Source organism: Methylobacterium sp. 092160098-2 (genome assembly GCF_028920805.1).
Classification (GTDB): domain Bacteria; phylum Pseudomonadota; class Alphaproteobacteria; order Rhizobiales; family Beijerinckiaceae; genus Methylobacterium; species Methylobacterium fujisawaense.
The window spans coordinates 785,289-798,828 of the sequence record NZ_JAQPZJ010000001.1 but is presented as its reverse complement, the minus strand read 5'-3'; the positions used below and the strand labels follow the sequence as shown (position 1 = coordinate 798,828).

Here is a 13,540-nt window from a genome sequence, read left to right as displayed (position 1 = left end):
CTCACCACACGGCGGCCTGCCCGTCGCGGCGCGGGTCGCTCGCCGCCACGTAGCCTTCGACCGCCGGATCGCCCATCCGCCAGATGAACTGGCCGGCGCCGAAATCCTGGTAGCTGTCCTCGATCACCTCGAGCCGGTGGCCGAGGGCCTTCAGGCGGTCCAGGGTCGCCCGCGGCATCGCTGCCTCGACGTTGATGTCGAGACCCTCGTTCACCCGCCACCGCGGCGCGTCGCAGGCCGCCTGCGGGTTCTGGCCGTGGTCGATCATCCGCACCAGGGTCTGGACATGGCCCTGCGGCTGCATGTTGCCGCCCATCACGCCGAAGCTCATCACCGGCGCGCCGTCCCGGGTGAGAAAGCCCGGGATGATGGTGTGGAACGGGCGCTTGCCCGGCGCCACCACGTTCGGGCTCGCAGGATCGAGCACGAAGCCGTAGCCGCGGTTCTGCAGGGAGATCCCCCAGCCCGGAACGACCACGCCCGAGCCGAAGCCCATGAAGTTCGACTGGATGAAGCTCACCATCATCCCGGATTCATCCGCGGCGGTGAGGTAGATCGTGCCGCCCGCGGGCGGCTTGCCGGGGCCGAAGACCTGGGCGCGGTTCCGGTCGATCAGCTTGGCGCGCTCCGCCAGATAGGCGCGGTCCAGCATGGCTTCGGGCGTCACCTCCATCCCGCGCGGGTCGGCGACGTACCGGTAGGTGTCGCTGAAGGCGAGCTTCATCGCCTCGATCTGGAGGTGCTGCGCCTCCGGTCCGTCCACCGGCAGGCTGCCGAGGTCGAACTGCTCCAGGATGCCGAGCGCGATCTGTGCCGCGATGCCCTGGCCGTTCGGCGGGATCTCGTGCAGCGTGTAGCCGTGGTAATCCTTGGCGGTCGGCGTCACCCATTCGGGGCGGTACGCCGCGAGGTCGGCGGCCGTCATGGCGCCGCCATGGGCCCGCGCGTGCGCGGCGATCGCCTCGGCTATCTCGCCCCGGTAGAAGGCCTCGCCCTTGGTCTCGCCAATCAGCCGCAAAGTCCGCTCGGCGCCGGGAAAGGTCACCAGCTCGCCGACATCCGGCGCTCGGCCGCGTGGCAGAAAGAACTCCGCGAAGCCCGGCTGGCGGGTGATCGCCTCGATCCCGGCGGCGGCCGCCCATTTCTGCTGCACGACGACCGGCGCGAGATAGCCGCGCTCGGCGATGCGGATCGCCGGCTGCATCAGATCGGCGAAGGGGAGGCGGCCGAAGCGCTCGCTGAGCGCGACCCAGGCGCCCACCGCCCCCGGTACGGTGACCGAATCCCAGCCGCGCATCGGCGTCCGTTCCGCCGGACCGTATTTCCGCAGGAAATAGTCCGGGCTCCAAGCGGCCGGAGCCCCGCCCGAGGCGTTGAGTCCGTGCAGCGCCTTCCCGTCCCACAGGATGCAGAAGGCGTCGGAGCCGAGGCCGTTGCTGCACGGCTCGGTCACGGTCTTGGCGGCCGCCGCGGCGATCGCGGCATCGACCGCGTTCCCGCCGGCCTGGAGCATCTGGATGCCGGCCTGTGCCGCCAGCGCGTGCGAGGTGGCGACACAGTTGCGCCCGAACATCGGCATGCGCAGGGACGGATACCCGGTCACCCAGTCGAACGGCTTCATGGCACTGTTCCCGGCCTCGGCAGCGGATCTGCTCCCGCGGCACTTGGCATACAGGATATCCGGCGCCGGTGAAGGCGTGCCCGGGATGCATGCCAAACGAAAAACGCGGGCCCGAGGACCCGCGCTTCGCGACGTTCACGCTGTTTGTGGGAGCCGCTCAGTAGGGGCGGCCGTAGAGCGGCGAGGTCGGATCCAGGCGATCGACGAAGGAGAGATCGACGTTGCGGATCGCGCTCGAACGGGCGCCGATGAACGGTCCGTTGGTGATCGGGTCCGGCAGGATCCCGCGACCGAAGCGGTCGGTCGGGCCGTAGGGCGGGGTCAGCTGGTTGGACGCTGCGATCAGGTAGGGGTTCAGAGCCGGATTCCGCGAACCGCCGGCACCCGGGACGTTCGAGGTGAGCGGCACATTGCCGGCATCCAGCCAGCTGCGCGGGCGCACCCGGATCGGGAGCGGGCGGCTGACCCGGTAGATCGGGCCGGAAACGAAACCATCCTGCGCCTCAGCCGGCGCGGAGGCCAGAACGCCGAGGCCGGTGGCGGCGACAACGCCGAGAAGGGCGATCTTGAGCGAGCGCATGGCCAACCTTGTGTATGAGTGCCATCAGTATGGCGACCGAAGCTTAACAGTTCGCCGCCTTTGACAAGAAGACGCTTGGGCGAGGCTGTTGTTCCGCCCTTATGGCTGAGCTTGTGCGATTTGCCACACTGTGGCCTCATTTTTTATTTTGCGGCCGTCGGATTAACGATCCGGTCCGGCTCGAAGGTTCCGCGCCGGCTGTCGCCGGGCAGGCGCTCGCGGGGTCGGGCACGGCAGCGAAGGCCGCCGTCGTGTCGGGATCGGCAAGATCGACGAGGCTCAGCGCATCCAGCAGGCAGGCCACGGCCTGCGGTTCCGGAGGATGGCCGAGGGGGGCGCAGAGCCATCCATCGAGCTGAAACCCCGTCTCCCGTGTGACGAAACCCGTGCAGCTCCGCTGCGTCGGTCCGGCGAAGGTCATCTCCAGGGTCTCGACCGCGCCGAACCGGGTCCGGATCTGGCCGCGGGCTCCGGTCCGCGCGACCGCAAGGGCAGGGCGGTCGAGGGCTGGGCCGTTGGCGGCCCGCCGGGCCATCAGGACGAACAGCGACGGCGGCGGTCCGGTGAGCGTTCCGCGCGTGAGGACGATCCGCAGCGCAGGCGCCTCGATCGCAGCCACATCGCCGCGCATCAGCGTGTCCTCGCGCAGGCCCGTCCGCGGATCGACCCGGGCGGCGACCCGCACCGGATCGGGCCCAGGCTCGGCGAGGCCGAACCGGGCGGGCGCGATCGCCGGCTGCGCCGGCGAAGCCCGGACGGACGGCACGAAGGCGGTCTCGAGATCCGGAGCGCGTTGGATGCCGGGGAGGGGGCCGTGCAACCGGGCGAACACGCACACCAGGGCGATCGCGGCCGATGCCAGCGCGAGACGCAGGCCGAGGGATCCCGGTGACCAGCCTGCGCGTGCCGCGGGCGGGCGGAGTCCGACTCGATCGACGAGAGGCGCTGTTCCGATCAGCATCGTGCTCCGTACCGAAGGCGGGACGCGGGATTGGGCGGTCAGCCTCGCACGGCAGGACTGCATGCCCGTTCCCGGACCGGGTCCGTCACCGGATTCCTCCGCGCAGGGTGAATCAAGCGTTGCGCGGTCGTCGGCCTTGACAGCATGGGCACATGCGCGCCTTGCTCGGCGCGGCCGTCGCCCCCACCTCCGCTGAGGACGGGGTCTGCGGCCGCGCCCGTTTTGCGGGCGCGTCCGGCACGAACGATCCTTCGGCCGATTTTGCTGGCAGGAGCGCGGCACCCGGATCGGTCGGGGTTTTCCGCGCGGAGACAAGAGATGGGTTACAAGGTCGCCGTCGTCGGCGCCACGGGCAACGTGGGCCGCGAGATGCTCGATATCCTGGCCGAGCGGGCCTTTCCCGCCGACGAGGTCGTGGCGCTGGCCTCGCGCCGCAGCCAGGGGCAGGAAGTCTCCTACGGCGACAAGACGCTCAAGGTCAAAACGCTCGACACCTACGACTTCACCGACACCGATATCTGCCTGATGTCGGCCGGCGGCGAGGCGTCGAAGGAATGGTCGCCCCGCATCGGCCAGCAGGGTTGCGTGGTCATCGATAACTCGTCGGCCTTCCGCTACGACGCCGACGTGCCGCTGATCGTGCCCGAGGTGAATGCCGACGCGGTGGTGGGCTTCACCAAGCGCAACATCATCGCCAACCCGAACTGCTCGACCGCGCAGCTGGTCGTCGCGCTCAAGCCCCTCCACGAAGCGGCGACGATCAAGCGCGTCGTGGTCTCGACCTACCAGTCGGTCTCCGGCGCCGGCAAGGAGGCGATGGACGAGCTGTTCAACCAGACCCGCGCCGTCTTCACCGCCGGCGAGATCAAGCAGGGCGGCAAGTTCACCAAGCGGATCGCCTTCAACGTCATCCCCCACATCGACGTCTTCATGGAGGATGGCTACACGAAGGAAGAGTGGAAGATGGTCGCCGAGACCAAGAAGATGCTCGACCCGAAGATCAAGCTGACGGCGACCGCCGTCCGCGTTCCGGTCTTCATCGGGCACGCGGAAGCGGTCAACATCGAGTTCGAGCGGCCGCTCTCGGCCGAGAAGGCCACCGAGATCCTGCGCGCCGCCCCCGGGGTCCTGGTGATCGATAAGCGCGAGAACGGCGGCTACATGACGCCCCACGAGGCGGCCGGCGAGGATGCGACCTACATCTCGCGCATCCGCGAGGACGCGACCGTGGAGAACGGCCTGAACCTCTGGTGTGTCTCGGACAACCTGCGCAAGGGCGCGGCCCTCAACGCGGTGCAGATCGCCGAGATTCTGGTGAACCGCAAGCTCCTGAACCGGGCCAAGCGCGCGGCCTGAGGCCGGTCCTCCTCCCGGCGGGAGGAGGAGCCAGCACCAAGATCCTTGGGACAACGTCCCTAGGATTTGTCACGCGCCCGTCATCGTTCAGGCTCACGCCGCAGACCGGATCACGTGGAGATTCGGTATGCGGCGTTTCTTTGTGTCCTGTCTTGTCGGTCTGTCGATCCTCGGCGCGGCTCAGGCTCAGGCTCAGCCGCAGCCCCGGAATGTCGTCCTATTCATCGCCGACGGGCTCCGCGACGGCATGGTGAACGCCGCGAACGCGCCGGCGATGGATGGCCTGATGAAGGCCGGGGTGCGGTTCACCAACACGCACTCCCTGTTCCCGACTTTCACGATGCCGAACGCCACCGCGATGGCGACCGGCCACATGCTCGGCGACACCGGCCAATTCGGGAACACGATCTACACGGCCTTCCCGGTCCCCGGGGCCGGAGAGAGCCTCACGCCGTTTCTGGAGAGCGACCCCGTCCTCGGCGACGTCGACGCGCATTTCGCCGGCAACTACCTCAACGAGGAGACGATCCTGCGGGCGGCTCACGCCCAGGGGCTCTCCACGGCCAGCATCGGCAAGCTCGGCCCCTCCCTGATCTTCGACCACACGGCGCGCTCCGGACAGGACAGCATCCTGGTCGACGACAGCACGGGCCGGCCGAGCGGCATCCCGCTGAGCGACGACCTGCGTACGCGCCTGGATGCGGCCGGGCTTCCGCTGCAGGCGCCGACGCGGGGCGCCAACGGCCTGGCCGGAACCGCCGATTCGCCCGGGACGCTCGCCGCCAATGTCGAACAGCAGGGCTACTTCACCGATGTGGCGACGAAGGCGGTCCTGCCGCTGTTCAAAGCCCGCGGAAAACCCTTCGTGCTCGTCTACTGGTCGCGCGATCCCGACGGGACGCAGCACAATCAGGGCGACAGTCTCGGCCGGCTCGTCCCGGGGATCAACGGACCGACGAGCCTTGCGGCGATCCGCAACGCGGATGCCAACCTGGCCGCGCTGCTCGGCGCGCTGAAGGCGCTCGGTCTGGCGGAGACCACGGATGTGATCGTCACCTCCGATCACGGCTTCTCCACCATCTCCAAGGAGAGCGGGACCAGCTTCGCCGCGTCGCAGGCCTATAAAGGCGTGCCGAAGGGCCAGCTTCCGCCGGGCTTCCTCGCCATCGATCTCGCGCATGAGCTCGGGCTCGGCCTGTTCGATCCGGATGCCAGGGGCATCAGGCTCGCCGCCGACGCCTTTCCGAGCCGGGCCAACGGCCTGATCGGCGCGGATCCGGCCAAGCCCGAGGTGGTGGTCGCGGCCAATGGCGGCTCGGATCTCGTTTACCTGCCGAACGGCGACCGGGCGCTGGCGCGCCGCGTGGTCGACGCCCTGGCGCGTCAGGACTACGTGAGCGGCCTGTTCGTCAGCGCGACCCTCGGCCCGATCCCGGGAACGCTGCCCCTCTCGGCGATCGCCCTCGATGGGTCGGCGCTGACGCCGATGCCGGCCATCGTGGTCAATTTCCGGAGCTTCTCGACCGGCTGCGCCGATCCGACCACCTGCGGGGTCGAGGTCTCCGATACCGGGCTGCAGCAGGGGCAGGGCATGCACGGCAGCTTCTCCCGCGCCGATACCCGCAACGTCATGGGCGCGGCAGGGCCGAGCTTCCGGGCGGGCCTCGCGAGCGCGGTGCCGGCGAGCAATGCCGACCTCGGCAAGACCATCGCCCAGCTCCTGGGCCTCACGATTCCCGGCAAAGGCCGGCTGGTCGGCCGCGTCCTCACCGAGGCGTTGGCCAATGGCAGCACGCCGACCTTCGCCCGGGCGGAGCTGCGCTCGGAGCCGGACGCAACCGGCCACGTGACGGCGCTCGCCTACCAGTCGGTGGGCGAGATCCGCTACTTCGATGCCGCCGGGTATCCCGGCCGCACCCTCGGCCTCGACAGTACCGCCGTCCCGGCCGCCGCGGAGGCGCACTGAGCGTCGCACCGTCCGGCCCGCGGGGCGGAGCGCAGGGAACGCTGTCCAACCCAACCCCCTCGTCCCGAGATGCCCGCGTTTGCGGGCCTCGAAGGCGAGCTCCAGGGAGCACGGCGCTCCCTGGTCTGCTCCGTCGAGACCTCCGCTGGGCTGCAGGCCCTCAGGCAGAGGATGGCGCGGACGGGTGGGCGTGCGGTGCCGCCTGGTCCGACTACGCCATGCCGAGGGCCTGCATGTAGAGCTCGAGGATCGCCTCCTGCTCCTGGCGCTCGCTGTGATCCTGCTTGCGGATGCGGAGAATCGTGCGGACGGCCTTCGCGTCGAAGCCCCGGCCCTTCAGCTCGGCGAACACCTCTTTGATGTCGCCCATGATGCCGGCCTTTTCCTCCTCGAGGCGCTCCAGGCGCTCGATGAACTGCTTCAGCTCGTCGGCCGCTACGCCCTCGGCCGACGAGACGTCGCCGCCGGGCCGCTGCGCGGCGATGGGCATCGAATGGGCGTTCATGGGGCTCTCCCGAATGCACGGCGCGGTTGCGCCCTGGACCCGTGGTTAATGGGCCGGCCTTACTGGAAGCTTAGCCGATTCGCTGCCTGCCGGCCGCCGCCTCAATGCTCCTTGGCCTGCGCCGCCGCGAAGCCCGCCTGCTGCTGCGGGGTTGCCTCGGTCTGGAAGCGCGCCTTCCACTCGGCGTAAGGCATCCCGTAGACGGCCTCGCGGCTCTCGTCCTTGGTCAGCGGCACGCCTGTCTCATCGGCGGCGTCCTTGAGCCAGTTCGACAGGCAGTTCCGGCAGAAGCCCGCCAGATTCATCAGGTCGATGTTCTGCACATCCGTCCGATTGCGCAGATGCGCGACGAGGCGGCGGAACACCGCGGCTTCGAGTTCCGTCTGGGTCCGGGGATCGATCGCGCTCATCGGTGGCAACTCTCTTCAGGTCGGGCGGCCCGTTCCCGATTTCGGGAGCGGCCGGACGGAGATCAAGCCGCGAGGAGCGGGCGAAGGATGCGGGCGAAGCGTGCGGCCCACTCGGCCTGTCCGTCCGCGCCGGCAATCAGATCCTGGCGGATCTCCACGAGGGCGTTGGCGAGGCCCCGCGCGGTGGCGTGACGGTCGATCGTGTCGCCCGGCAGGCCGCCGCCATAGGGCTGGTTGTCGCCGACGGTCAGCCCGGCGGGATCCGCCTCCAGCGCGCGGATGAGGGGGCGGGCAAAGCGCTCGTCCCCGTCGTACAGGATGCCGACCTGCCAGGGCCGCGCGATGCCGCGCCAGTAGGGCGTGAAGCTGTGCAGGGTCAGGAGCACGGGCGGACGGCCGGCCGCCGCGGCGGCGGCGATCGCGTCGTCGATGGCCGCGTCGAACGGGGCGTAGAACCGGGCGATCCGCGCCTGCTTGCCGGCCTCGTCGATCCGGGCATTGCCAGGAACCACGGCGCCGTCGGACAGGCGCATCACCAGCGTCGGGTCGGCGCGCCCGCGATTCGGGTCGATGATCAGCCGCGAGAAGTTCGTGAGGATCGCCGGGACCCCGAGCTGCGCCGCGAGGCTCCGCGTCACCGCCGCCGCGCCGATATCGTAAGCGATGTGCCGGGCGTATTCCGACTCCGGCAAACCGAGCTCGATATCCGGCGGCACGAAATTCGAGGCGTGATCGCAGGCGATGACGAGGCCGCAGGCGGGGTCGCCGGGGATGATCTCGCAGGGATGCGCGGGCGGGAGGGCCGTTTCTGTCTCCGGACGGGTCACGGGGCTCCGAGGTCTTCAGATCTGTGCGAGGGCGCGGATGGCGCTTGCCGTCGCGCGGCCGCTCGGGCAGATCACCTATCAAGGATCGTGCGCTCACGGCAAGAAACGGGCCCGCCGCCCAGGGAAGAAACGGGCGGGGAGTGTGCGACACAAACAAGAGAGGAGCCCGTTCGACGCCATGACCGAGACCGTTCCGCCCGTCGCCAATGCGGCCATCTGGGATCAGCGCGCGCTCCTCGACTCGATTCTCACGGCCGCGATCCGCGCCGCCCATCCGGATCTCTGCCTGCCGCCCCACCTGCCGGAGCCGAGCCCCGGCCGTCTGATCATCCTGGCGGCCGGCAAGGCCGCCGGCAGCATGAGCGCCGTGGCGAGCCGGTTCTACCGCCGGCAGCATGGACTCGGCGACGACCGGATCGTCGGCCTCGCAGTGGCCCGCCACGGCTACGGACAGGACGCGCCGGGCATCCACATGGTCGAGGCGGGCCATCCGGTGCCCGACGAGGCCGGCATCTCGGCGACCCGGGAGGCCCTGCGGCTCGCCACCGAGGCGGGGCCGGACGACGAGGTCCTGGTCCTGCTGTCGGGCGGTGGCTCGGCCAACTGGATCGCCCCGGCCGGCGACCTGACGCTCGTCGAGAAGCAGGCGATCACCCGGGCGATGCTCCGCTCCGGCGCGCCGATCGGCGAGATCAACACGGTGCGCAAGCACATCTCGCGGATCAAGGGCGGACGCCTCGCCCTCGCGGCCCGCAACGCCCGGCGCATCCTGACGCTGGCGATCTCCGACGTGCCGTTCGACGATCCGGCGGTGATCGCGTCGGGCCCGACGGTGCCCGATCCGTCCACGCTCGCCGATGCCCGCGCCATCTGTGAGAAGCGCGGCATCCCGCTGCCCGAGGAGGCTTCGCGGCTCCTCAACGACCCGAACAACGAGACGCCGAAGGCCGGCGACCCCGCCTTCGCCCGCGCCGAGTACCGGATCATCGCCCGGCCGATCGACGCCCTGAATGCCGCCGCCGAGGCCGCCCGCGCGGCCGGCTACGAGCCGATCCTGCTCGGCGCCGATCTCGAAGGCGAGGCCCGCGAGGTCGCTGCCGAGCACGCGGCCGAGGCCAAGCGCCTCAAGGCCGAGGGCCGGCGCGTGGCACTGATCTCCGGCGGCGAGCTCACCGTCACGATCCGCGGTGAGGGCCATGGCGGCCCGAACCAGGAATACGCCCTGGCGCTGGCGGTGGCCTTGGACGGCGAGCCCGGCATCTTCGGTATCAGTGCCGATACCGACGGGACCGACGGCGGCCGGGGCCTCGCCACCGACCCGGCGGGCGGCCTCATCGATCCGACGACCCTGGAGCGGGCCCGGGCCGCCGGCCTCGACCCGGCCGCGATGCTGGAGCAGAACGACTCCACCGCGTTCTTCGCGGCCCTCGGCGACCTCGTGAACCCCGGTCCGACCTGTACCAATGTCAACGACTGCCGCATCATCCTCGTCAACTAGGTCGCGCGTCTCGGCGGCTCAGCTCCTCCCGGCAGTCACGGTCCTCGGCCTCGCGCTCCTCGGCGCGAGCCCCGCCCGGGCGGACCTGCGCCTATGCAACCAGACCGCCAGCAAGGTCGGGATCTCGCTGGGCTATCGCGACCCGCAGGGCTGGGTGACGGAGGGCTGGTGGGATCTGGCGCCGAAGGCCTGCGAGACGCTTCTCAAGGGCGCGCTGGCGGCGCGGTTCTACTACGTGTTCGCAGTCGACTACACGCGCGGCGGCGAGTGGAGCGGCCGCTCGCTGATGTGCACCCGTGATTCGGAATTCACGATCCGCGGGATCGAGGATTGTCTCGCCCGCGGCTACGACCGGAACGGCTTCTTCGAAGTCGATACCGGCGAGCAGAAGAGCTGGACCATCCAGCTCACCGATCCCAACCGGGCCGAGGCGCCGGCAAAACCGTAACGTGAAGGCGGCGGCCTTGACGCTGTCCGGCGCGGGATGCTCACACCCGTGGCCAAACCTTTGAACCGGCGGCGCTTCATGCTGCACGGCAACGAACAACCGGAGGAATACGCTTGAAACGGTCACGCCGCACGAAGATCGTCGCCACCCTGGGCCCGGCCTCCGATTCGCCGGAGATGATCGAGCGGCTGTTCCGCGCGGGCGTCGACGTGTTCCGGCTCAACATGAGCCACCTGCCGCGCGAGAAGCTGCCCGAGAAGGTGGAGGCGATCCGCACCATCGAGCGGGAGGCCAAGCGGCCGATCGGCATCCTGGTCGACCTTCAGGGGCCGAAGCTGCGGCTCGGCACCTTCGCGGAGGGGGCCGCGATGATCGAGGCCGGCGCCACCTTCGTGCTCGACGGCGATCCGACGCCGGGTGATGCCGCCCGCTGCCACCTACCCCATCCCGAGATCCTCGAGGCGCTGGAGCCGGGCCACGCCATCCTGCTCGATGACGGCAAGCTCCGGCTAACGGTGGTCGAGACCTCGCACAACCGCGCCGTGACCCGCGTCGAGGTCGGCGGGCGGATCTCGAACCGGAAGGGCGTATCCCTGCCGCATACGGTGATCCCGGTCCCGGCGATGACCGACAAGGACCGGGCGGACCTCGATGCCGGCCTGAACGCGGGCGCCGACTGGATCGCCGTCTCGTTCGTCCAGCGGCCCGAGGATGTGGCCGAGGTGAAGAAGGTTTGCGCCGGCCGCGCCCTGGTGATGGCCAAGATCGAGAAGCCGCAGGCGCTGGCGCGCCTCGACGAGATCATCGAGATCTCCGACGGCCTGATGGTCGCCCGCGGCGATCTCGGCGTGGAGATGCCCCTGGAGCAGGTCCCGGGGGTGCAGAAGCGCATCACCCGCGGCGCCCGGCGCTACGGCAAGCCGGTGGTCGTGGCCACCCAGATGCTCGAATCGATGATCACGGCTCCGGTCCCGACCCGCGCCGAGGTCTCGGACGTCGCCACGGCGGTCTACGAGGGGGCGGATGCCGTGATGCTCTCTGCGGAGAGCGCCTCGGGGGCCCACCCGATTGGGGCCGTGGAGACCATGAACCGCATCGCCGAGCAGGTGGAGCGGGACGCGATCTACTGGTCGATCATCCGGGCGCAGAGCGCGACCCCCGACGAGACGGCCGCCGATGCCATCGCGGCGGCGGCCCACCAGATGGTCGATGCCCTGAACCTCGACGCGATCATGGCCTGGACCAATTCCGGCTCCACGGCGCTCCGCCTGTCGCGCGAGCGCCCGAACGCCACCGTGATCGCGCTGACACCCCGGCGCGAGACGGCGCGGCGCCTCGCCCTGGCCTGGGGCACGCACCCGATCGTCACCAAGGATGCCAGCGACGTGGACGACATGTCCTTCCGCGCCGCCAAGTTCGCCGTCCGCGAGAAGTTTGCCGCGGTGGGCGACCGGGTGATCGTCGTCGCCGGCCTGCCGTTCGGCACGCCGGGCGCCACCAACCTCGTGCGGCTGACCTTCATCACCCGCGAGCACGCCGAGAAGGCGTGAGGCGGCAGGCCTCCAGCACTGCCGGCATCCCGATTGCGATCGGGATGCCGGCCGCCGACGCGGCGGGATCTTGCGCGGACAGCAATTCTCAAAACCGGGCTTGCCACCGTTGCCCCGGGAGGAGGCGGACGGACGTGTCCTGACCGGCCCGCGGTTCAATGCGCGACGGCCGGTTCCGAACCGGCCGCATTGGTCGCCGCGGCCAGCCGGATAATCTCCTCCGTGACCCGCTCGGCGGCGACATACTGGAGCATGTGGCCGATGCCCGGCAGCAGCACGAGCCGCGCCCCCGGGATCGCCCGCGCGAGCGGCACCGCCTGCGCGTCGGCGCGGACGATCGGGTCGGCCTCGCCGGAGATCACCAGGGTCGGGATGTGGATCCTGCCGTAGCGCGGGCTCTGCGCCGCGAGGGCTCGCGACAGGCCGAGCAGATCCTGGACGTTGGCGAGCAGCGTCTCCGGTCGCAGAACCAGGTCGGATCTGGCCAAGTCCGGATAATCCGCCTGCGCGGGCTGCGGCTTGAAGACCCGGCGCGCCGCCTCAGGCAGGAACCGCCGCGCGATCGGCGGTCCGATCGTCCGGCTGAGCACCCACGCCACCGGGGGCTTTATGGCGAACCGCCAGTACCACGGCAGATCCGGCATCCGGTCCGGCATGGGCATCGCCACAGGCGCGGCGAGGGCGAGGGCGGAAACCCGCTCCGGGTGATCCAGTGCGAGGGCTAAAGCGAGGGCGCCGGCCCAGGAATGACCGAACACCACCGCCGGCCCGACGCCCATGCGGTTCAGCGCTTCCGCGATCATCCCGGCCTGCACGGAGGGTGCCGCGGCGTCGCCGCCGGCAATCCGGTCGCTCCATCCGAATCCCGGCCGGTCGAAGGCGATCACCCGGAAGCCCTGCGCGGCGAGGCGGCGGCCGATCCCCTCCATAGGATCCGACGCGTTGGCCGAGGCCCCGTGCAGGAGGACGACGGGCGGCCCGTTCGCCGGGCCGTCCTGCAGGGTCGCGAGCCGCCCGCCGGTGATCGTCACGAACGGACCCGCGGGCGGGTTGGCCGCGCCGACCCGGAGCGTGATCACCAGCGCCGCCAGGGCCCCGATCGCCAGAACGAGGCCGGCGAGGGCGAAGGGCAGGGCAAGGAGGGTCAGGAGGACGGCGATCACCCGGGTCACAGGTCGCGGCCGTCGACCTCCGGGGTGAGGCGGTTGATCGCCTCGCCGACCTTCTCCATCTGCGGGTAGAGCGCTTTCGCCCGCCGGAACGCTGCCAGCGCACGCGCCTTGTCGTCGAGGGATTCGTAGATCCGGCCCATGGCGGCCCAGGCCTCGAAGTGGCGCGGCTCCAGGACCAGGGCCCGCTGCAGATCGGCCAGCGCATCGTCCTTATCGGTGAGGAGCCAGAACACCGTCGCGCGGCGGTTCCAGCCCTCTGACCAATTCGGTTCGAGGGCGGTGACGCGGTCCATCAGCTCGGCCGCCAGGGGGAAGTCGTGGGCGGTGACGGCTTGGCGGGCGCGGTCGGTCAGCAGGTCGACGGTCGGGCTGCCGGATCCGGCCATGTGCCGCTCGATCAGGCGCGCGATGCCCTTGGCCTCCGCTGGATCCTCGCTGGCGCGCAGGCGCGCGAACAGGTCATCGAGGCTCGGCGGCTTCGGTGCCGGCTTCGCTTCGGCGGTCGGCCGGCCGGGCCGGGTCGATTGCGGCGCTGCCTGGGCCGCCGGCAGTGTCGCCGCGAGGGCCGGCAGGCAGACCAGGGCGGCGATGAAACGGGTCGGCATCATGCAGCCAGACTGTGCGCCGTCGCCACGTCCGTCAACGT

Annotated in this window: 13 protein-coding genes; 5 read left to right on the top strand and 8 right to left on the bottom strand. The window is 70.4% G+C overall.

Going from position 1 to position 13,540, the window contains the following annotated elements; all coding sequences use genetic code 11:
* Position 1: 1 nt before the first annotated feature.
* The 3 genes from PQI07_RS03610 to PQI07_RS03600 all read right to left on the bottom strand — a co-directional run bounded on the left by PQI07_RS03610 (position 2) and on the right by PQI07_RS03600 (position 3,162).
* A complete protein-coding gene (locus tag PQI07_RS03610; RefSeq protein WP_274926057.1) occupies positions 2-1,621 on the bottom strand; it encodes a gamma-glutamyltransferase family protein in 1,620 nt (539 codons plus the stop codon).
* A gap of 157 nt (positions 1,622-1,778) precedes the next feature.
* Positions 1,779-2,201: a hypothetical protein gene (locus PQI07_RS03605; protein WP_043350497.1), complete on the bottom strand. Its 423-nt coding sequence runs from the start codon at positions 2,199-2,201 to the stop codon at positions 1,779-1,781.
* A gap of 136 nt (positions 2,202-2,337) precedes the next feature.
* Positions 2,338-3,162: a hypothetical protein gene (locus PQI07_RS03600; protein ID WP_274926056.1), complete on the bottom strand. Its 825-nt coding sequence runs from the start codon at positions 3,160-3,162 to the stop codon at positions 2,338-2,340.
* Positions 3,163-3,480: 318 nt separating this feature from the next.
* Between PQI07_RS03600 and PQI07_RS03595 the strand changes: the two genes are divergently transcribed.
* Complete coding sequence (locus PQI07_RS03595; RefSeq protein ID WP_043380306.1) at positions 3,481-4,518, top strand: aspartate-semialdehyde dehydrogenase; 1,038 nt, start codon at positions 3,481-3,483, stop codon at positions 4,516-4,518.
* A 127-nt stretch (positions 4,519-4,645) separates the two neighbouring features.
* On the top strand, positions 4,646-6,484 hold the full coding sequence (locus tag PQI07_RS03590; RefSeq protein WP_274926055.1) for an alkaline phosphatase family protein: 1,839 nt from the start codon (positions 4,646-4,648) through the stop codon (positions 6,482-6,484).
* 211 nt (positions 6,485-6,695) lie between these two features.
* On the opposite strand, the gene PQI07_RS03585 is transcribed toward PQI07_RS03590, so the two are convergent.
* The 3 genes from PQI07_RS03585 to PQI07_RS03575 form a co-directional block, all read right to left on the bottom strand.
* Positions 6,696-6,974, bottom strand: coding sequence for a DUF2312 domain-containing protein (locus tag PQI07_RS03585; protein ID WP_274927675.1), 279 nt, complete (start codon positions 6,972-6,974; stop codon positions 6,696-6,698).
* A 116-nt stretch (positions 6,975-7,090) separates the two neighbouring features.
* Positions 7,091-7,399 (bottom strand): DUF1244 domain-containing protein, encoded by a 309-nt coding sequence (locus tag PQI07_RS03580; RefSeq protein WP_274926054.1) that lies wholly within the window; start codon positions 7,397-7,399, stop codon positions 7,091-7,093.
* Between the two features lie 62 nt (positions 7,400-7,461).
* Positions 7,462-8,226 carry an N-formylglutamate amidohydrolase gene (locus PQI07_RS03575; protein ID WP_075381518.1) on the bottom strand — a complete coding sequence of 255 codons (765 nt, stop codon included), beginning with the start codon at positions 8,224-8,226 and terminating at the stop codon, positions 7,462-7,464.
* A 178-nt stretch (positions 8,227-8,404) separates the two neighbouring features.
* Between PQI07_RS03575 and PQI07_RS03570 the strand changes: the two genes are divergently transcribed.
* The 3 genes from PQI07_RS03570 (at position 8,405) to pyk (ending at position 11,722) form a co-directional block, all read left to right on the top strand.
* Complete coding sequence (locus PQI07_RS03570) at positions 8,405-9,724, top strand: glycerate kinase type-2 family protein (protein WP_274926053.1); 1,320 nt, start codon at positions 8,405-8,407, stop codon at positions 9,722-9,724.
* The gene (locus PQI07_RS03565; protein ID WP_075381519.1) at positions 9,690-10,172 is read left to right on the top strand and encodes a DUF1036 domain-containing protein; all 483 of its coding nucleotides are present in this window, start codon (positions 9,690-9,692) and stop codon (positions 10,170-10,172) included. Before PQI07_RS03570 ends, PQI07_RS03565 begins: the two co-directional genes overlap by 35 nt.
* 113 nt (positions 10,173-10,285) lie before the next feature.
* Positions 10,286-11,722: a pyruvate kinase gene (gene pyk, locus PQI07_RS03560; protein ID WP_043380293.1), complete on the top strand. Its 1,437-nt coding sequence runs from the start codon at positions 10,286-10,288 to the stop codon at positions 11,720-11,722.
* A 155-nt stretch (positions 11,723-11,877) separates the two neighbouring features.
* Here pyk and PQI07_RS03555 read toward each other — a convergent pair whose 3' ends face one another.
* Positions 11,878-12,894, bottom strand: a complete 1,017-nt coding sequence (locus PQI07_RS03555) for an alpha/beta fold hydrolase (RefSeq protein WP_043380290.1) — start codon at positions 12,892-12,894, stop codon at positions 11,878-11,880.
* Positions 12,891-13,502 carry a tetratricopeptide repeat protein gene (locus tag PQI07_RS03550; protein WP_083683702.1) on the bottom strand — a complete coding sequence of 204 codons (612 nt, stop codon included), beginning with the start codon at positions 13,500-13,502 and terminating at the stop codon, positions 12,891-12,893. Before PQI07_RS03550 ends, PQI07_RS03555 begins: the two co-directional genes overlap by 4 nt.
* Positions 13,503-13,540 lie beyond the last annotated feature (38 nt).